Genomic DNA, 19,189 nt, shown 5'->3' with positions numbered 1-19,189 from the left:
CCTCAGCAAAAGGCCGGCCTCACCGTTCAATGAGGCCGGCCTTGCGTAGCCATCGACGGCTTTTAGACGTCGAAGAACACAGTCTCCTCGGGTCCCTGTAGATTGATCGTGAAGGAGTACACCACCTTGCCGGCGCGCTCGCTGCGCTCAGCGATCAGGGTAGACCGTCGCACCGGCTGCTCGATCAAATTGAGCACGGGATCGGCAGCGTTCGCGGCCTCTTCATCCGAAAAATAGAGCCGCGTGTTCAACCCGATATTGATGCCGCGGGCGACGATCCAGACGTTGACGTGCGGGGCACATTTGCGCCCGGCCTTGTCCGTGATCGCGCCCGGCTTGATCGTCTCGAAGGTGATCAGCCCGCTGTCGAAATCCGAACCCGCGCGACCCCAGCCACGAAAGTCCTCCTCCAGCGCGCCGGCCGAGCGGTCAGCCGGATGGTTGTAGCGGCCGGCCGCATTGGCCTGCCAGATCTCCAGGAGCACGTCGCGCAGCGGCGTACCGGTGCCGTCGAGCACGCGGCCCTCCAGCGTAATGCGCTCGCCCTTGGTGTTCGGTGTAACGAGCACGTTGGAGAAGTTCTTCTCAAAGATGTCGAAGCCGGCCATGCCCGGGATCAATCCGATATGAACGTAGGGCCCGGCGGTCTGGGAAGCAGTTTCCTTGAGGTAGTTGAGCGGCTGCGCCATGACTTTAGTTTCCTTCCGGGCGATTTTCGAAATAGGTGGAGCGCGCCCCGCGCAGCACGATGTCGAAGCGGTAGGTAAGCGAGTCGAACGGGATAGAGGCGTTGAGATCAAGCGGCGCGACGAGACGGTCGAGCGCGTCCTTGTCCGGGATCGTCGTGAGGATTGGGCAGACCGGGATCAGGGGATCGCCCTCGAAATACATTTGGGTGATCAGCCGCTGCGCGAAGCCCGAGCCGAACACCGAAAAATGGATATGCGCCGGGCGCCAGCTGTTGACGTAGTTGCGCCAGGGATAGGGGCCGGGCTTGATGGTGCGGAAGTAGTAGTAGCCGCTGTCGTCGCTGAGCGCGCGGCCGCAGCCGCCAAAATTCGGGTCGACCGGCGCCAGATAGGTGTCCTTCTTGTGCCGATAGCGGCCGCCAGCATTGGCTTGCCAGAACTCCACCAGCGTATTGGGCACGCCGCGGCCGGTCTCGTCCATCACCCGGCCGTGCACGATGATGCGCTCGCCAATGGGATCGCCGTCCTTGGCGTAGTTGCGGATCAGGTCGTTGTCGAGCGGCCCGAGGTCGTTGTGACCGAACACCGGGCCGGTGATCTCCGAGATCGAGCTCTCCAGCGAAAGCAGCGACTGGCGCGGCGAGCGCAGCACCGAGGATTTGTAGCCGGGCGCATGCGCCGGCGGGTGGATGGAACGGTCACGCTGGAAGAAGCCGCCATCGCCAAGAGGCGGAGTGAACGGTTCGGGGCGGTTGAGGCGGGCGGCGTCCTGCGCGGCTGCGATACGAGCGGCCTGGGCGGTCATCTGGCGTTGTCTCCCTTTGGCGCGGCTGGGCGCGCGGCTTATGACAACGAGGATGCGCCGACCTATTCTCAAGATAAATAGATCAATTATAATGTATCTCATGAAAGAAATCGATCATTTGGCCCTCGATGGCCATTCGCTGTCGCTGTTTCTCGCGGTGCTTGAAGAGGGTTCGGTGACGGCGGCCGCGACCCGACTCGGCCTCACCCAATCCGCCGTCAGCCACGGGCTGAAGAAGCTGCGGCGCATCGCCGGCGATCCCCTGTTTGCCAAATCCGGCCGTGGCATCGTCGCAACCGCGCATGCCCAGGCGCTCGCCGCCAAGGCGCGCGCGCTGATCGACGAGATGCGGAGCTTTGCCGGCGGCGTCACCTTCGAACCGAAAGCAGCGCACCTGTCGCTGACGATCGCCGCCAACGATTTCCAGCGCGACCTATTGCTGCCGCGCTTCTTCCGCCATGTCGCAGCCCAGGTGAAGAGCCTGAATCTGCGCGTGATCCCCTCGCAATCACCCTCGCCTGCCATGCTGCGCGAGAACCGTTGCGACCTCCTGATCAGCCCGCTGCCGCCATCTGGCATCGACATCGTGCAGAAGCGCCTGCTCAGGGATCACTACGTCTGCTACTACGACCGAACAGCGCGTTCGGCGCCGCCGACGCGCCATGCCTATCTCGCTGCGCGCCACGTCACCGTAGTTTATACCGACAACGAGCGGCTCGACTTCGACCGTAGGCTTGCGGCAAACGGCTTCCACCGCGATATCGCGATATCGGTGCCGAGCTTCTCCGGCGTGCCGTCTTTCCTGCGCGGCTCCGACATGCTGGCGAGCATGCCCAGCCTGCTTGCGGACGGTCTGATGCGCGACTTCGCGCATGTGCACATTCCGCTCGCCCCGCGCGCAAGGACGCTCGCCGAATTGCCGATGTTCATGGTCTGGCACCAGCGCTACCAGAAGGACCCGGCCCATCGGTGGATCCGCAGCCAGCTCGAGGCGGTCGCTGCGACCGCCTCGGGGGCATGAACAGGGCCGCCCTGCCCCCCGCCAAACCCACTGGTTGCGCCGCATCGGCCACGCTAGAATTCGGCCATGACCGTGACCGATATTGCGAGCCGAACCTATAACCACAGCTGGCGGCTGGACCCGATCGTCCGCAGCCTGCTCGACACCGATTTCTACAAGCTGTTGATGTTACAGATGATTCGGGAATTCTACCCGGATCAGAGGGTGACATTTTCGGTCATCAACCGCTCGCGCCATGTGCGCCTTGCCGAGATCATCGACGAGGGCGAGCTGCGCGCCCAGCTCGACCATGCCCGCACCATCCGCTTCACCAAGAAAGAGCTGATCTGGCTTGCCGGTAACACCTTCTACGGCAAGACCCACATGTTCTCGGCCGATTTCATCCGCTGGCTCGCCGAATTCCGCTTGCCCGAATACGAGCTGCGCAAGGTCGAGGGCCAGTACGAATTGCACTTTCACGGGCCCTGGACCCACACCACGATGTGGGAAATTCCGGCGCTCGCGATTCTCAACGAGTTGCGCTCGCGCGCGGCGATCAAGGGCCGTGGCCGCTTCGAGCTCGACGTGCTCTATGCCCGCGCCAAGGCCAAGCTGTGGACCAAGGTCGAGCGGCTCCGCCAGCTCGAGAATCTGCGCCTGTCAGACTTTGGCACGCGCCGTCGCCACGGCTTCCTCTGGCAGCGCTGGTGCGTAGAGGCGGTGAAGGAAGGGCTCGGGCAATCCTTCATCGGCACCTCCAACGTCCTGCTCGCCATGGACAATGATCTCGAGGCGATCGGCACCAATGCGCACGAGTTGCCGATGGTGGCGGCCGCGCTCGCCAAGGACGACGAGGAGTTGCGCTTCGCGCCCTATCGCATTCTCGACCAGTGGCGCCAGACCTATGGAGGCAACCTCCTGATCGCGCTGCCCGACGCCTTCGGCACCAAGGCCTTCCTGCGTGATGCGCCGGAATGGGTCGCCGATTGGACCGGCTTCCGCCCCGACAGCGCGCCACCGATCCAGGCCGGCGAAGAGATCATCAAATGGTGGGAGAAGAAGGGCCGCAATCCCAGGGACAAGCTGCTTGTCTTTTCCGACGCGATGGATGTCGGCTCGATCGAGGAGACCTATCATCACTTCTCTGGCCGGGTGCGCCTCTCCTTCGGCTGGGGCACCAACCTCACCAATGATTTCGTCGGCTGCCCGCCCGACGGCTCCGTCAATCTCGATCCGATCTCGCTCGTCTGCAAGGTGACGTCGGTCGACGGACGTCCCGCCGTCAAACTGTCCGACAATCCGGAGAAGGCGACCGGCATGCCGTCCGAGATCGAACGGTATTTACGTGTGTTCGGCGATGCTGGCCGCGTGCGCCAGGCCGTGCTGGTCTGACGCCTCGCGGAACTCCGAGAGCCGTTCGATGCGGCGTTCTCCGAGATTGCATCCGGCGAACGGCGACGACGCGAGATGGCGTAGTCGGCAGGCTAGCCGGCTTGCCGCCGCTCCTGCGCGTAGCGCACCAGGGCCGTGAAGCGGTAGATGCCATGCACGAACTTGCCATAGGGCATGGAGATGAACAGTGCGAACACTGCGCCGAGATGCAGCGCGAGCAGCGGGCCCATCGCGGCGGTCTCGCGCAAGACGAGCAGCGCGAGGCCCGTGATGCCGGTCAAGCACAGCATGGCGATGAAGCCGACATCCATGCCGTAGCGGCCTTCATCGAGCAACGCGGAATCGCGCTGCATCCTGGCGATGAACAAACCGATCGGCCCGACGACGAGGCCGATGCCGCCAAGCGTGCCGAGCACGACCGGTAAATCCCACCAAGGATAAGGCGCCTCGCGTCCCAGCAGATAATGATAGAGCGTGCCGACGCATGTCGCAGCGAAGCACAAGAGAAAGCCGTAGAAGGTAAGGTGATGGTAGAGCTTGCGCCGGTCGGTCGGCCGATCGTCCTCATTGTAGCAGCCGACGCCGCCGCCATGGAGATAGCGGAGCTCGCCGGCATCGCGGATCGCCTGGAAGATCGAGCCGCCATCCGCGCGGCCGCCGATCGGCGCGCCGATGTCGCGCCAGAACGCGCGAACGCTCATCACCAGCGCCAGGATCGCGTAAAGGAACGCGGCACCGAATAGTGCCGCCATCGCGTTGTGCGGCATCAGCTTGTAGAAGGCGCCGGGACCGCTATGGACTCCGAACAGCACATCACGGTCGTGCGCGGCGGCAAAGCCGAGGATGAACGCGGCCATGCTGAGCGCAGCCATGACGCTGATGACGAGACCGTTGCGTGCGAACACGCCAGACAGCGCCCGTGGCCAGGCATAGGCCGCATAGGACTCCGCGCGTGCTATCGCCAGCGTCTGCGGGACGTTGACGTTGAACTCGTGCGGCGGCGAAAACTGGCAATCCACGTAACAGGCGCCGCAGGCATGACAGAGATTGGCGAGATAATTGAGGTCGCCATCGGAAAACGCGCGGCGCATCTCCATCGCGGGAAATACCGCGCACAGGCCTTCGCAGTAGCGGCACGAATTGCAGACCGTCATCAGACGGTCGGCTTCGTCAAGAATCCTAGTTCCGTGCATGTTTCGCCGCTTCCCGTCCTGCGATCCGCCCGAACACGCTGCCGATCGTCATGCCCATACCGGCGGCATAGCCCTTGCCCAGCACATTGCCGGCCATGATTTCACCGGCCGCGAACATGTTGGCCGATGGCTTGCCGTCGTTCATCAGCATACGCGCCTCCTTGGTGACGCGGATGCCGAGATAGGTGAAGGTGATGCCGGGACGCACCGGATAGGCGAGATAGGGCGGCGTCTCGATTCGCCGCGCCCAATGCGTCTTCGGCGGCGTGACACCCTCGGTGCGACAGTCGTCGAGGATGGTGTGGTCGAAAGTGCCTGATAGCACCGCAGCGTTGAAATCGGCGACGGTCTTTTCCAGTGCGAGCGGATCGAGATCGAGCTTGCCGGCGAGCTCGGCAACGCTCGCGCCCGCAATCGGCGGAAACAGCGTCGGCATGAAGCTCGTGACGACAGTCGAGTCGAAGATGATGTAGGCGATTTGGTCCGGCTGCGCTGCGACCAGACGCCCCCAGATCGCGTAGCGCTTCGGCCAGATGTCCTCCCCCTCATCATAGAAGCGCTGCGCGTGCTTGTTGACGACGATGCCGAACACGACGGAGTCGTGCCGTGTGATGATGCCACCGTCGAATTTCGGCGCCCGCGCATCGATCGCGACGGCGTGGCACTGGGTGGGATCGCCGACCTCCTGGACACCCTTGGCAAGCAGCATCTTCAGGATGGAGCCGCGATTATAGGGCGTGCCGCGGATCAGGAAATTGTCGGCGGCCTCGCCCCAATATTCCTTCAGCCATTCGATGTTGGCCTCGAAGCCTCCGGCGGCGGCGACCAGCGAGGTCGCGCGTATCTCGTTTGCGCCATCGATCGGCCGCTTGAGACGCGCGGCCAGGAACATGCCGTCCTCGATCACGAGATCGGTGACCTCGGCATCATAATGGATCTCGACGCCGAGCCGTTCGGCGGTCAGATACAGCGCATTGAGCATCGCCCGGCCGCCGCCGAGGAAGAAGGAGTTGGTGCGCCCGAGGCTGAGCGTGCCGCCGAGCGAGGGCTGCCAGCGCACGCCCTGCTCCACGATCCAGTTCAGGATATCCTTCGACTCCCGGATCATGTGGCGCGCCAGCTCCTCGTCCGTCTGTCCACCGGTCACCAGCAGCAGGTCCTTCCAGAACTCCTCCTCGGTGTACGGGCCTGTCAGGATCTCGGTCGCGGCGTCATGCGCGCAGCGCATGTTGCGGGTGTGGCGGGTGTTGCCGCCGCGATAGAATTTAGGCGCGCCTTCCAGCACGACGACCGAGGCACCGCCGCGTCGCGCGGCAATTGCCGCGCAGAGCGCGGCATTACCACCACCGATCACCAGCACGTCGTATTTTCTGCTCATGCCGCCTGCCAGGACCCCAGAGCTGGAGCCATTCCATGGTTGTCCGACGGTACCGCCATTGCGCACGTTTGTATACAAAGATATACAAGCGTCGCGCAACGCTCCGCTTTGCATGGGAACGATGCGCCGGGATCGGAGAGAGCATGGCCAGGCGCCAGGCAAAGACAAGCGGATCGATCGATCGCGGTTCCGGCGTCGCATTGGGCGAAGCCGTGTTCCGCTCGCTGTGCGAGGCGCTCCAGGCCGGCAGCTACCGCGCCGGCGACCGCTTGCGGGAGGAGGAGGTCGCGCAGCGGCTCAACGTCAGCCGCACGCCGGTGCGCGAAGCGCTGGGGCGGCTCGCCGCGCGCGGCTTCGTGCAGCCGGCCGCGGGCCGTGGGCTGATCGTCCGCAATCTCGACGTTTCCGAGGTGCTCGAGCTCTACGCCATGCGCGAGATCCTGGAGGGCGCCGCCGCCCGGCTCGCCGCCGAGCACGCCTCGCGCCCCGAGATCGACGCGATGACCGATATCGAGCAGGCTTTTACCGAACATTCCGGCGACGCCGCCGAGATGGCGAGACTCAACCGCACCTTCCACGAGGCGGTGTGCCGCGCCGCGCGCAACCGCTATCTCGACAACGCATCGAAGGAGCTCCAGGACTGGATCGCGCTGCTCGGCCCGACCACGTTTTCCGTCGCCGGCCGCCCCTCCACGAGCCACAGGGAGCATCAGGCCATCATCAATGCCATTGCCGCCCGCGACGGCGACAAGGCCGAAGAACTGGCGCGCGCGCATATTCGCGAAGCGCTGCGGTGCCGACTGAAGCTCTTGCAGAAACAATAGCGAAACATCCGCGAGCGATCGATCACGAAACCTTGTGGGAATGAGATCGCGGCCATCGCGATCTCAGGGATGAACGGCAGGCTATCGGAGCCTGCTGGAACGCCTGCAAGGAGAATTCCCATGACTGCCCGCAAGACGCACGCCGCTGGCCTGGTACTGACAGCGCTCGTGGTCAGCACCGTTGCATTTGCCGCTCCCGGTGCGGCAACGGCCCGTCCGATCGATGGCGCGCGCGTTGCGCCGACGCGGCCAGCCGTACATGCCTATCGGACCCGCGAGACGCCTGCGCCGTACATTCGGGCGCCGCGACCTTCCGACCCATCGGATGGGACATTCCCGTTCGTATGGCTCGGATGATCGGCAGCTTCCAATTTGGTCTCGCGCTGATCAGGCGAGCACATCCGCAGCCATGGCCTTCAAGACATCGCGCACATCGCGCGGGCTGAGCCGCACCTGCAAGCCGCGCTGGCCGCCATTGACGTAGACGAGGTCGTGCCCGAGCGCGCCCTCGTCGATGATGGTCGTCACCGCGCGCCGTTGCCCGAATGGGCTGATGCCGCCGACCTTGAAGCCGGTGACGCGCTCGGCCTCGAGCGGCTTCATCATCTGAGCCGACTTGCCGCCCGCAGCCGCCGCGAGCTTCTTCATCGAGACTTCCCGGTCGGAAGGAACGACGACGCAAACCGGCTTGCCGTCGACAATCGCCATCAGCGTCTTCAGCACCCGCGCAGGATCTTCACCAAGCGCGGCAGCAGCCTGAAGCCCGATGCTCTCGGCGTCCGGATCGTAGTCATAGGCGTGCACGGTGAAGGATACGGAGGCGGCAGTAAGCGCGCGTGTGGCAGGGGTGGCTTTGGACATGCACTATCATCTACCACCGTGATTGCGAGGAGCGAAGCGACGAAGCAATCCAGACTGCCACTGCCGGGTTGATTTCTGGATTGCTTCGCTGCGCTCGCAATGACGCGATTGTGTTATGCGCAGACCACATCCTCGACGTCATCGCCCGCGAGGGCGGGCGATCCAGTATTCCAGAGACCGTGACGAGATACGGACAAGCCGCGGCGTACTGGATGCCCCGCTTCCGCGGGGCATGACAGCGGTTCATGTGGCGAGCGCTTGTCGCGGTGACGACGACGGGGCCACCTACTCCGCCGCGTCGCGCATCTCGACGCGTTCGGCACGCGCGGCGCAGAACTTGAACTCGGGGATCTTGCCGAAGGGATCGAGCGCCGGATTGGTGAGAAGGTTCGCCGCCGCTTCCGCGTAGCAGAACGGCATGAACACCATGTTCTCCGGCACGTCGCGGTCGGAGCGCACCTTGACCTCGACCGCGCCGCGACGGGTCTCCAGGCGAATGAAATCGCCGGGCGCGAGTTTCTTCTTGCGCATGTCCTTCGGCGACATGAAGGCCACCGCTTCCGGCTCGATCTGGTCGAGTACCTGAGCGCGACGCGTCATCGAGCCCGTGTGCCAGTGTTCGAGCACGCGGCCGGTCGACAGCACCATCGGATACTCGTCGTCCGGCAACTCGTCCGGCGGGATGACTTTGGCCGGCACGATCTTGCCGCGACCGCTTGCGGTCGGGAAGCCGGTGGTGAAGATGATCTCGTTGCCCGGTTTGTTCGGATCGTCGGCTGGATAAGTCACGGCGCCTTCGCGCACCAGCCGCTCCCAGCTGATGTTCTTCAGTGACGGCATCAGCTCCGCCATCTCGGTATAGACGTCGCCGGGGCCGGAGTAATTCCACGGCAAGCCCATCCGCTTGCCGATCTCCTGGATGATCCAGAGATCCTGCCGCGCATCGCCCGGCGGCTTGATCACCTGGCGCGCGAGCTGCACGCGGCGATCGGTGTTGGTGAAAGAGCCATCCTTCTCCGCAAACGCCGAAGCCGGCAAAATGACGTCGGCATGGAACGCGGTCTCGGTGACGAAGAGATCCTGCACCACGAGGTGGCCGAGCATGGCGAGCGCTTCGCGCGCATGCTGGAGATCGGGATCTGACATCGCGGGATTCTCGCCCTCGATATACATGCCCTTGATCTCGCCGGCGTGGATCGCGTTCATGATCTCGACCACGGTCAGACCGCGCACGGGATCGAGGTCTTGTCCCCACAGCTTCTCGAAATTGCCGCGCATGTCGTCGTGGCCAACCGGCTGATAGTCGGGCAGGAACATCGGGATCAAGCCGGCGTCGGAGGCACCCTGGACGTTGTTCTGGCCCCGCAGCGGATGCAGGCCCGTGCCGGGACGGCCGACCTGGCCGGTGATCAGCGCGAGCGCAATCAGGCAGCGCGCATTGTCGGTGCCGTGGACATGCTGGCTGATGCCCATGCCCCAGAAGATGATCGACGACTTTGCACGGGCATAGGTTCTGGCGACCTCGCGCAGCGTTTGCGCCGGGATGCCGCAGATCGGCGCCATCTTCTCCGGCGTGAATTCCTTGATCTTCTCCTTCAGGTCCTCAAAGCCCTCGGTGTAACCGGCAATGTACTGGTCGTCGGTCAGGCCCTCGGTGATGATCGTGTTGATCATCGCATTCAACATCGCAACGTCGGCACCCGGCTTGAACTGCAAATGCTTGGTGGCGTGACGCGACAACGACTGCCGACGCGGATCCATGACGAACAGCTTTGCGCCCTTCTTGGCCGCGTTCTTGATGTAGGTCGCCGCGACGGGGTGGTTCACGGTCGGATTGGCGCCGATCACCCAGATGACTTCCGCATCCATCGCGGCCGCGAAGGGCGCAGACACGGCGCCCGAGCTCAGGCCTTCGAACAGCGCCGCCACCGACGAGGCGTGGCACAACCGCGTGCAATGATCGACGTTGTTAGAGCCGAAGCCAGTGCGTACCAGCTTCTGGAACAGATAGGCCTCCTCGTTCGACCCCTTGGCCGAGCCGAAGCCTGCAAGCGCCTTCACACCCTTCTCGTCGCGGATTTTGACGAGGCCCTTGGCCGCGATGTCGAGCGCTTCCTCCCACGAGGCTTCGCGGAAATGAGTAAAGGGATTGGTGGGGTCAACCTGGTCGTTGGCGTCCTTTTTCGCGTTCGGCAGCCGCACCAGCGGCTTTGTCAGACGATGCGGATGATGGATGTAGTCGAAGCCGAAGCGGCCCTTGACGCAAAGGCGGTTGTGATTGGCGGGGCCGTCGCGACCCTCGGCGTAGATCACCTTCTCGTCCTTGACCTCGTAGGTCACCTGGCAGCCGACGCCGCAGAACGGGCAGAGCGAATCGACCTTCCTGTCGGCATATGTGACGCGGGTCTGGTTCTCGTCCAGCATCACGGCGGGCATCAGAGCGCCGGTCGGGCAGGCCTGCACGCATTCGCCGCAGGCCACACAGGTGGACTCGCCCATGGGATCGTCGAAGTCGAACACGATCTTGGCGCCTGCATTGCGGTAGGCCATGCCGATGACGTCGTTGACCTGCACCTCGCGGCAGGCGCGCACGCACAGGCCACACTGGATGCAGGCATCGAGATTGACGCGCATCGCCGGATGGCTGGCGTCGGTCTCCCAGCGCTCGGCGGCGGGGAAGCGGCTCTCGGTGACGCCGGTGGTCTCGGCCCAGTGCCAGAATTTGGAGTCGGGATCGTGCGAGGTCTCGCGCGCCGGCTGGTCGGCGACGAGCAGCTCCATCACCATCTTCTGCGCCGCGACCGCGCGGGCGCTCTCGGTCTTCACCTTCATGCCGACCGACGGCGTGCGCTTGCAGGACGCCGCAAGCACGCGCTCGCCTTCGATCTCGACCATGCAGGCGCGGCAATTGCCATCGGGCCGATAGTCTGGCGCCGGTGAATAGCAGAGATGCGGGATGTCGCGGCCCTGGCGTTTTGCGACTTGCCAGATGGTCTCGCCGGGTTTGGCTTCCACCTGCTTGCCATCGAGCTCGAACGTAATCTTCGTCATTCGGCCGCTTCCTTGAACTCGTCAGGGAAATATTTGATCACGGTTGTGAGCGGATTCGATGCCGCCTGTCCGAGCCCGCAAATCGAGGCATCGCGCATCGCTTGGCTCAATTCGTCCAGCAGCGCGCGGTTCCAGACCGGCCGCTGCATCAAGAGCGCCGCCTTCTGGGTTCCGACACGGCACGGCGTGCACTGGCCGCAACTCTCGTCCTCGAAGAATTTCATCAGGTTCAGCGCCGCGGACCTGACGCTGTCCTTCTGCGACAGGATCACGATCGCGGCAGAGCCTATGAAGCAGCCGTATTTTTCAAGCGTGCCGAAATCGAGCGGGATGTCATCCATCGATGCCGGCAGAATGCCACCGGACGCGCCGCCCGGAAGATAAGCATAGAAGGTGTGGCCGTCGGCCATGCCGCCGCAATGTTCGTCGATCAGCTCGCGCACGGTGATCCCAGCGGGCGCGAGCTTCATGCCGGGATTCTTGACGCGGCCCGAGACCGAGAAGCTGCGCAGGCCATGGCGCTCATGGCGGCCGTGGCTGTTCCACCAATCGGCACCCTTCTCGACGATGTCGCGCACCCACCACAACGTTTCGATGTTGTTGATCAGCGTGGGCAGGCCGAACAGACCGACCTGGAACGGATAAGGCGGCTTGTGCCGCGGCAGACCGCGCTTGCCCTCGATGCTTTCGAGCAGCGAGGATTCCTCGCCGCAGATATAGGCGCCGGCGCCACGCCGCATATGCAGCGTCGGGCCGCCCGCGGGGAGCTTTGCGATCTCGCGCTCGAGAATCTCGCGGCAGGCGGGATATTCGTCACGGAGATAGACGTAAACGTCGGACGCCTCGACCACGCGCGCACCGATCAGCATGCCCTCGATGAAGCGATGCGGGTCGGTCTCGAGATAATAGCGATCCTTGAACGTACCGGGCTCGCCCTCGTCGCCGTTGATCGCCATCAGCCGCGGACCCGGCTCCCCTAACACCGCGCGCCATTTGCGTCCCGTCGGAAAGCCCGCGCCGCCAAGGCCGCGCAGCGCGGCGTCGTCGAGCGCCTTCAGCAGATCTTCCTTCGGCAACTCACCGGAGCGCAGGCGATTGAGCAGCCTGTAGCCGCCGGCGGCGACATAGGTGTCGTAGTCGATAAATTTCGGCAGATGCGCATGTGTGTCGCCGGCCTTCGCTGCCGCCAGCACATTTCCGACCGTGGCGTTGTCGACGAAGTTGTGGCCGACCTCGGCCGCAGGCGCGGTGTCGCAGCGGCCGACACAGGGTGCGCGCACGACGCGGATGCCGGGACCGCTCGCGCTCTGGAGGTCTTCGAGCAGCTTTTCGCCGCCCATCATTGCGCAGGTCAGAGAATCGCAGACGCGGATGGTGAGCGGGGCAATATCGGGCTCGCCCTCCTTCACGACGTCGAAATGTGCGTAGAAGGTCGCGGTCTCGAACACCTCGGCGAAGGCGAGTTTCATCTCGTCGGCAAGCGCTGCGAGATGCGCGGCCGAGATCTGGCGATACTTGTCCTGGACCAGATGGAGATATTCGATGAGCAGATCGCGCCGGCGCGACCTGTCGCCGAGCAATTGCTCGATCTCATGGGCGGCGATCGGGTCGACCTGCCGCCCCTTGGGCGTGGCCTTGGCTCGCTTCCGTCCCTCGCCCGGATGCTCGAACGAGCGGACCTGCTGCACGTCGTGGCTCATCGCTGCGTCTTGGTCCCTACTTTTAGAACGGCTCCAAACTAACCCATTGGCATACCAGATGCCAAGCAAATAGTTGATCCCGATTAGTCAGGTCCTACAAACATTTAAGGGGCACGTAGCCCAAGCTCCATGCCCCCTTTTAGTTGCATACTGTGAGCTCCTGGCCTCAGGTCTTGCTCATGCAGTCCTGAATGTAGAACCATCGGTCATCGCCGATAAGACCCTTGGCCTTGACCTCGGCCCGACACGCCTTGAGCTTAGGCTTGTTGGCCGCCCAGGTGGCCTTCATCTGCTTCAGCTTCTGCATGGTGAGCTTGACCTTCCCCGGCGGTTTGGCGTCGGTCGTTGTGGCCGGCGCGGGTGTCGCGGGCGACGTCGCGGTCTGCGCCGAGGCAGTATGAAGCCCTACGGCCAGCAGCGCGGCGGCAAGGCAGATACGGGTGCGAAGCATGAAATCCCCCTCAAGTCCCAATCATGATCATTCGGAAAGGCGAACGCCGCGGAATGCCTGTCATGGGCATCCCGCGGCGGTGTCGATTGCGATCAGAAGATTTTGACCGCGCTAAGCAGCGTCATGTACACGCCATAGGCCAAGGGAACACCGACGAACAGCCAGAACAGCGCGGCCTTGCCGTCGAGACCACCGGTGCCGATCCCGAACGAACCGGTCTGCCCCGCGTTGACACCGGCCGTTGCAGCCTGGAGCTTCGCCACTTCCCCCTCGCTCATGTACCACTTCGGATCGACCGGCTTGACCAGGTAGTTGCAGATCAGGCCCGCGATCAGCATCGCGCACAGGATGTACATGGTGGAGTTATAGAGCTGATCGCGCGGCACGCCGGCGGCGAGCTGGAATTCGCGCAGGTAGTTCACGACCACCGGACCAATGATGCCGGCGGTCGACCAGGCCGTCAGCAGACGGCCATGGATCGCGCCCACGAACTGGGTGCCGAACATGTCTGCGAGATAGGCCGGCACCGTCGCGAAGCCGCCGCCATACATCGACAGGATGATGCCGAAGCCGAGCACGAAGAGCAGTTTGTTGCCAGTTGCGGCAAATGTCGGCGCCAACGCGTACAGCACGATGCCGAGGATGAAGAACGTGTAGTAGGTGTTCTTGCGGCCGATATAGTCCGACAGCGAGGCCCAGAAGAAGCGGCCGCCGATGTTGAACAGCGACAACAGGCCGGCAAAGCCGGCGGCGATCGCCGCGATCTGCGCCTTCTGCGCCGGATTGAGCGCGTTGAAGCCGACGTCCGGCAGGCCGATCAGCTTGCCGGCGAAGATTTCCTGCAGCATCGGCGAAGCCATGCCGATCACGCCAATGCCGGCCGAGACGTTCAAGCACAACACCCACCAGATCAGCCAGAACTGGGGCGTCTTGTGCGCGTTGTCGAGATGGACGTGATGCTCGGAGATCATCGTCTTCTTCTCGCTCGGCGGTGTCCAGCCTTCGGGCTTCCAGCCCGTCGGCGGCAGGCGATAGCGGAACGCGCCGATCATCATGAAGACGAAATAGATCGCGCCCATGCTGAGGAAGGTTTCCCAGACGCCGACCGAGGTCGGCGACTTGAACTGATCCATCAGCCAGTTGGCCAGCGGCGCGCCGATCATGGCGCCGCCACCAAAGCCCATGATGGCCATGCCGGTCGCCATGCCGCGGCGGTCGGGGAACCATTTCACCAGCGTCGAGACCGGTGAGATGTAGCCAAGGCCGAGGCCGACGCCGCCGATCACGCCGGAGCCGAGCCACATGATCCAGAGCTGATGGACATAGATGCCGATGGCGCCAAGCACGAGGCCGCCGCACCAGCACAGCGCTGCAACGAAGCCGGCCTTGCGCGGCCCGACCCGCTCGAGCCAACCACCCCATAGCGCGGCCGAGACGCCGAGCACGACGAAGAACAGCGTGTACATCCACCCCAGGCTTGCGACCTTCCAGTCGCAAGTGGTGGTGAAGAGCTCCTGCCACAATGAAATGTCTGGGCATGCCTTGGGCGCGGTCAGCCCGATCGCGCGCGATAGCGGCAGCCAGAACACCGAGAAGCCGTAGGCCATGCCGATGCACAGATGGATGCAAAGTGCTGCCGGCGGCACCAGCCAGCGATTGAAGCCGGCCGTGGCGATCGTGCGCTCGCGATCGAGAAATCCCGCGCCAGCGCCTGACAGTCTTCCAGCGCTTTCAACTGTAGCCATACAAATCCTCCCCTGCAGGCCGCCCTTCTGAGCAAACCTGCTGCTACGATCCTTGTCGCTCAGCCCGTCGCGGCGCAGCCGTCCCTGCTGCTCCGCACAATGTTTCGACACGCGCCAGGATCACGACGCATATTCGAGAAGTCTAACCCCCTGGGTCGGCGTCTATGCCCGACACCACGCGACGTGGCTTCGACCAGCTTGTTCCGCGCATTGCGGGCACGAGTCAACCTCCGCGTCCCACAGATGAAACCGATTGGGACAGAAGCGCAGATCGATGTCGATAGACAAATGGTCGGTATCCACGAGGTGACGGCCCTAAGAACGCGGCGCACCATTGATGATTTCTATCGATGCATTGGTCTTCTCTATCAAGAAGACGATGCGCGCATCGTTGCGCTCGGTGATTTCGACCTTGTCGCCGGTTTCCCGGATCAGATTTGGAATGTCGATCACCGACAGGGGATCGGTGCAATAGACTTCGAGCTGGTCCCCTGCCCGCAACGGCTTCAGCGCCTTGCGCGTCTTCAAAGCCGGCAACGGGCATTTCAGCCCGGTGAGATCGAGAGTCGTTCTGGTCATGGCAGCACCATGGCGAGGCGGGTCGGGAGCGTCAATGCGCGATGCTCAGATCAGGTCCGCATAGGACAGAAATCCAATGCCCTGTCCGGGCTCGACCTGCGTGATCGCTTCGCCGAGCTCGACCAGCCCATCGGTCTCGACCAACGATGACAACAGCCCGGCGCCCTCGCGTGGAAACTTGATCGCCTCGAGCGCGCCATCCTCGGCCTTGCGCAAGGAGACCCGGACATATTCGCGGCGGCCCTCCTTCTTCTTGTAGGTGAACGCCGCGCGCACCGGAATCGGAAGCAACGGCTCCGGCAGGCCCCCGGCGAGCGCCAGCACCGTCGGCCGCACCACGTGGACGAAGGTGACGAAGCTCGCGACGGGATTGCCGGGCAAGCCGATCAGCGGCGTGCCGCCGATGATGCCCATGGCGACCGGTCGGCCCGGCTTGATCGCCATCCGCCACAGCACCAGCGTGCCGATACTCTCGACCGCGGCCTTGACGTGATCCTCCTCGCCGGTCGACACACCGCCGGTGGTGAGGATCAGGTCATGCTGGCCTGCGACCTGCTTCAAACCATCCGCGAGCGAGGCTTTCTCGTCCCGCAAAATGCCGAGATCAGAAACCTCGCAGCCCAGCCGGCGCAGCATCGCCATCAGCATGAAACGGTTGGAATCGTAGAGTTGCGAGGCCGCGCGCGGTGCGCCGGGCGAGGCCAATTCGTCGCCGGTCGAGAACACCGCGACGCGAATGCGCCTGATGACATCGAGCGCGGTCTGGCCGAAGGCGGCGGCGAGCGCGACATGTTGTGGCCGCAAGCGCTGGCCGGCGCGCAAGGCAACGTACCCTTGCGGAATATCCTCGCCGGCGGGCCGGACATTTGCGCCGGGGTTTAGCCCCGGCGGTAGCACGATCTTGCCGCTCTCTTCGACGCGCACGTCCTCCTGCATGAAGACGGTCTCGGCCCCCGGCGGCATCGGCGCGCCCGTGAAGATGCGTGCGGTATGACCGGGCTTGATCGGATGATCGGCGGCACTGCCGGCCGCGATACGGCTGTCGAGCGGAAACGCTTCTTCGTTCGCTTGCGGCAGGTCCGCATTGCGCACGGCATAGCCGTCGACCGCGGAGTTGGTGAAGGGTGGCAGCGGCAGCGGCGCGGCGATGTCGTGCGCGAGCACCCGTCCGTCGGCATCGACCAGCGCCACCGTCTCGATGTCGGCGATCGCATTCACGCGGGCCGCGATCAGGCCGACCGCATCGTCGACCGACATCATCGGCCCACCAAAGGCAAAGCAATCGTCGGATAGTTGCGCCATGATGCCTCGTCAGCGCACGAGCGCGCTCTTCGCCATCGCCTCGTCGGCCGTCATCGCGCAGCGCAAGAGCAGCGCGGCCACGGCCGGGATATCATCGAGATGGACTGTCGGCAGCCTGGTTTCAACCGCAACGTCGGTCGCAATCCCGACAATGCCGGGATCGTCGGGAAACAGTAGCTGCTTGCCGTTGGCAGCGCGGTGCACCTCGATCTTGCGATGCGGCTCGCGCTTGAAACCCTCGACCACGACGAGGTCGACCGCCGACAGCTTTGCGAGCAGTTCCGGCAGCCGCGGCTCGGCTGCCCCCCGCAGTTCATGCATCAGAGCCCAGCGATTTGCCGAGGACACCAGCACCTCGGCCGCACCGGCCTCGCGATGGCGCCAGGAATCCTTGCCGGGCACGTCGACGTCGAAATGATGATGGGCATGCTTGATCACCGAGACGCGCAGCCCTTGCGCGTTGAAATGCGGAATCAGCCGCGTCAACAGCGTGGTCTTGCCCGCTCCGCTCCATCCCGCAAGGCCGATGATTTTCATCACAACGCGATCTCCGCCAGTCGCCTCACGCGGCTGGAACCACCATCTCCGTCATTGCGAGCGGAGGCATTTTCTTCATTCGCTCACATGCTTATATCGGCCTGAGCAGAATGTCATGCTAACGTCGTGCCCATGATGAAGATCGACAAAGCCCCGGTCCCCCTGATCGTCCCGAACCCGGACGATCCGCGCCTGACGCAGAGCGTCGTCGGCGTCGACCAGGCCGGCGCGAGGGTCGAGACCAAGGTGCCGATGGAGCGACCGCTGACGCTCTATCTCAACGCCCAGGAGATCGTCACCATGATGACGATCGGCGATTATCCGGAGTATCTGGCGCTCGGCTATCTCCTCAACCAGAACATGCTGAAATACAGCGACGTCGTCACCGAGGTGGAATATGACGACGACCTCCAGCTCGTCGTGGTGCGCACCTCACATCACACCAATTTCGAAGCGAAGCTGAAGAAGCGCACGCAGACCTCGGGCTGTGCCCAGGGCACCGCGTTCGGCGACCTCCTCGAAGCGGTGGAAAGCGTGGCGCTGCCCAAGGCCGAGCTGCGCACTTCCTGGCTCTATCAGATGACGCAGACCATCAACACCATGCCCTCGCTCTATCTCGAGGCCGGTGCGATCCATGGGTGCGTGCTGTGCAAGGAGGGTACGCCGCTCTGCTACACCGAGGATGTCGGCCGCCACAACGCCGTCGACAAGATCGCGGGCTGGATGTACCGCCACGGCGTCGAGGCCTCCGACAAGATCCTCTACACCACGGGACGGCTCACCTCGGAGATGGTGATCAAGACGGTGCGGATGGGCATCCCTATCCTGGTGTCGCGCTCGGGCTTCACGGCGTGGGGCGTCGATCTTGCCCGCCAGGTCGGGCTGACGCTGATCGGGCGCACGCGCGGCAAGCGCTTCATCGCGCTCGCGGGCGAGGAACGCATCGTCTACGACCAGAATCTCGCTTATGTCGATGAGGAGTCGGCCAAGCACAAGCGCAAGGGTGAAGGTGGTGACGACTGAAATTCCGCCGACCTTGGGCGTGCTGCTCGCAGGTGGCCTGGCGCGGCGCATGGGCGGCGGCGACAAGCCGATGCGCACCATCAGCGGCCGCACCATCCTGGAGCGCGTGATCGCGCGCCTGAAGCCGCAATGTGACGGGCTGATCCTCAACGCCAATGGCGAGCCCTCGCGCTTTTCAACATTCGGATTGACCGTCGTCGGCGATGACGTACCGGGCTATCCCGGACCGCTCGCCGGCATTCTCGCCGCACTCGATTGGACCGCGGCGAACCGGCCTGGCATCGAATGGGTACTGAGCGCTGCCGGCGACTGCCCGTTCCTGCCGCGCGATCTCGTCGCACGGTTGCAGGCTGCGCGTGCGGCAGAGAATGCACAGCTCGCCGTTGCCGCTTCCGGCGAACAGTCACATCCGGTGATCGGATTGTGGCGCGTCGCTTTGCGCGACGAATTGCGCCAGGCCCTCGTCGTCGAAGATATCAGGAAGATCGACCGCTGGACCGCGCGCTACGCGCTCGCTACCGTGACATGGCCGGTTCAACCGCTCGATCCCTTCTTCAATGCGAACACGATTGAGGATATCGCGGAAGCCGAGCGGCTGGCCGCACTGGACGAGCGCTCAGCTCAATAAAGTTGAGAGCCGCGCAGAGCGCGCTCGCCGA

The 19,189-nt window shown here is 64.0% G+C and carries 18 protein-coding genes; 6 read left to right on the top strand and 12 right to left on the bottom strand.

Annotation, left to right across the window (positions count from 1 at the left end):
• Window positions 1-62 precede the first annotated feature (62 nt).
• Window positions 63-689, bottom strand: a complete 627-nt coding sequence (gene pcaG / locus SO180_RS17395) for a protocatechuate 3,4-dioxygenase subunit alpha (RefSeq protein WP_449380059.1) — start codon at window positions 687-689, stop codon at window positions 63-65.
• Between the two features lie 4 nt (window positions 690-693).
• Window positions 694-1,494 (bottom strand): protocatechuate 3,4-dioxygenase subunit beta, encoded by an 801-nt coding sequence (gene pcaH / locus SO180_RS17390; RefSeq protein ID WP_449380058.1) that lies wholly within the window; start codon window positions 1,492-1,494, stop codon window positions 694-696.
• Window positions 1,495-1,585: 91 nt separating this feature from the next.
• Between pcaH and SO180_RS17385 the strand changes: the two genes are divergently transcribed.
• Both SO180_RS17385 and pncB read left to right on the top strand, forming a co-directional pair.
• Entirely contained in the window at window positions 1,586-2,515 is a 930-nt protein-coding gene (locus SO180_RS17385; protein WP_449380057.1) for a LysR family transcriptional regulator, read from the top strand.
• A gap of 66 nt (window positions 2,516-2,581) precedes the next feature.
• Window positions 2,582-3,886, top strand: a complete 1,305-nt coding sequence (gene pncB, locus SO180_RS17380; RefSeq protein ID WP_449380056.1) for a nicotinate phosphoribosyltransferase — start codon at window positions 2,582-2,584, stop codon at window positions 3,884-3,886.
• 92 nt (window positions 3,887-3,978) lie between these two features.
• Here pncB and tcuB read toward each other — a convergent pair whose 3' ends face one another.
• Window positions 3,979-5,079 (bottom strand): tricarballylate utilization 4Fe-4S protein TcuB, encoded by a 1,101-nt coding sequence (gene tcuB, locus SO180_RS17375; RefSeq protein WP_449380055.1) that lies wholly within the window; start codon window positions 5,077-5,079, stop codon window positions 3,979-3,981.
• A complete protein-coding gene (tcuA, locus tag SO180_RS17370) occupies window positions 5,066-6,457 on the bottom strand; it encodes an FAD-dependent tricarballylate dehydrogenase TcuA (RefSeq protein ID WP_449380054.1) in 1,392 nt (463 codons plus the stop codon). Before tcuA ends, tcuB begins: the two co-directional genes overlap by 14 nt.
• Window positions 6,458-6,600: 143 nt before the next feature.
• Between tcuA and SO180_RS17365 the strand changes: the two genes are divergently transcribed.
• Together SO180_RS17365 and SO180_RS17360 are read left to right on the top strand one after the other, a co-directional pair.
• Window positions 6,601-7,281 carry a GntR family transcriptional regulator gene (locus SO180_RS17365; protein WP_449380053.1) on the top strand — a complete coding sequence of 227 codons (681 nt, stop codon included), beginning with the start codon at window positions 6,601-6,603 and terminating at the stop codon, window positions 7,279-7,281.
• A 120-nt stretch (window positions 7,282-7,401) separates the two neighbouring features.
• Window positions 7,402-7,638, top strand: coding sequence for a hypothetical protein (locus tag SO180_RS17360; RefSeq protein ID WP_449380052.1), 237 nt, complete (start codon window positions 7,402-7,404; stop codon window positions 7,636-7,638).
• 30 nt (window positions 7,639-7,668) lie between these two features.
• Here the strand turns inward: SO180_RS17360 and ybaK are convergent, their stop codons facing one another.
• The 8 genes from ybaK to mobB form a co-directional block, all read right to left on the bottom strand.
• Window positions 7,669-8,142 carry a Cys-tRNA(Pro) deacylase gene (gene ybaK, locus SO180_RS17355; RefSeq protein ID WP_449380051.1) on the bottom strand — a complete coding sequence of 158 codons (474 nt, stop codon included), beginning with the start codon at window positions 8,140-8,142 and terminating at the stop codon, window positions 7,669-7,671.
• A gap of 285 nt (window positions 8,143-8,427) precedes the next feature.
• The gene (gene fdhF / locus SO180_RS17350) at window positions 8,428-11,193 is read right to left on the bottom strand and encodes a formate dehydrogenase subunit alpha (RefSeq protein ID WP_449380050.1); all 2,766 of its coding nucleotides are present in this window, start codon (window positions 11,191-11,193) and stop codon (window positions 8,428-8,430) included.
• Window positions 11,190-12,893, bottom strand: coding sequence for an NADH-ubiquinone oxidoreductase-F iron-sulfur binding region domain-containing protein (locus tag SO180_RS17345; protein ID WP_449380049.1), 1,704 nt, complete (start codon window positions 12,891-12,893; stop codon window positions 11,190-11,192). The genes fdhF and SO180_RS17345 overlap by 4 nt, the downstream gene beginning before the upstream one ends.
• Window positions 12,894-13,059: 166 nt before the next feature.
• Window positions 13,060-13,344, bottom strand: a complete 285-nt coding sequence (locus SO180_RS17340; RefSeq protein ID WP_449380048.1) for a hypothetical protein — start codon at window positions 13,342-13,344, stop codon at window positions 13,060-13,062.
• A gap of 92 nt (window positions 13,345-13,436) precedes the next feature.
• Entirely contained in the window at window positions 13,437-15,089 is a 1,653-nt protein-coding gene (locus SO180_RS17335) for an OFA family MFS transporter (RefSeq protein WP_449380047.1), read from the bottom strand.
• A 315-nt stretch (window positions 15,090-15,404) separates the two neighbouring features.
• Window positions 15,405-15,668 (bottom strand): sulfurtransferase TusA family protein, encoded by a 264-nt coding sequence (locus tag SO180_RS17330; protein WP_449380046.1) that lies wholly within the window; start codon window positions 15,666-15,668, stop codon window positions 15,405-15,407.
• Window positions 15,669-15,713: 45 nt separating this feature from the next.
• Window positions 15,714-16,970 carry a molybdopterin molybdotransferase MoeA gene (locus tag SO180_RS17325; RefSeq protein ID WP_449380045.1) on the bottom strand — a complete coding sequence of 419 codons (1,257 nt, stop codon included), beginning with the start codon at window positions 16,968-16,970 and terminating at the stop codon, window positions 15,714-15,716.
• A gap of 9 nt (window positions 16,971-16,979) precedes the next feature.
• Entirely contained in the window at window positions 16,980-17,507 is a 528-nt protein-coding gene (gene mobB / locus SO180_RS17320; RefSeq protein ID WP_449380044.1) for a molybdopterin-guanine dinucleotide biosynthesis protein B, read from the bottom strand.
• 132 nt (window positions 17,508-17,639) lie between these two features.
• Between mobB and fdhD the strand changes: the two genes are divergently transcribed.
• Both fdhD and mobA read left to right on the top strand, forming a co-directional pair.
• A complete protein-coding gene (fdhD, locus tag SO180_RS17315) occupies window positions 17,640-18,530 on the top strand; it encodes a formate dehydrogenase accessory sulfurtransferase FdhD (RefSeq protein ID WP_449380043.1) in 891 nt (296 codons plus the stop codon).
• The gene (gene mobA, locus SO180_RS17310) at window positions 18,481-19,158 is read left to right on the top strand and encodes a molybdenum cofactor guanylyltransferase MobA (RefSeq protein ID WP_449380042.1); all 678 of its coding nucleotides are present in this window, start codon (window positions 18,481-18,483) and stop codon (window positions 19,156-19,158) included. Before fdhD ends, mobA begins: the two co-directional genes overlap by 50 nt.
• The last annotated feature ends 31 nt before the right edge of the window (window positions 19,159-19,189 follow it).

It is taken from the genome of Bradyrhizobium sp. UFLA05-112 (genome assembly GCF_053572325.1).
Note: the sequence above shows the minus strand (reverse complement) of the source record. Positions and strands in the feature narration are given on the sequence as shown.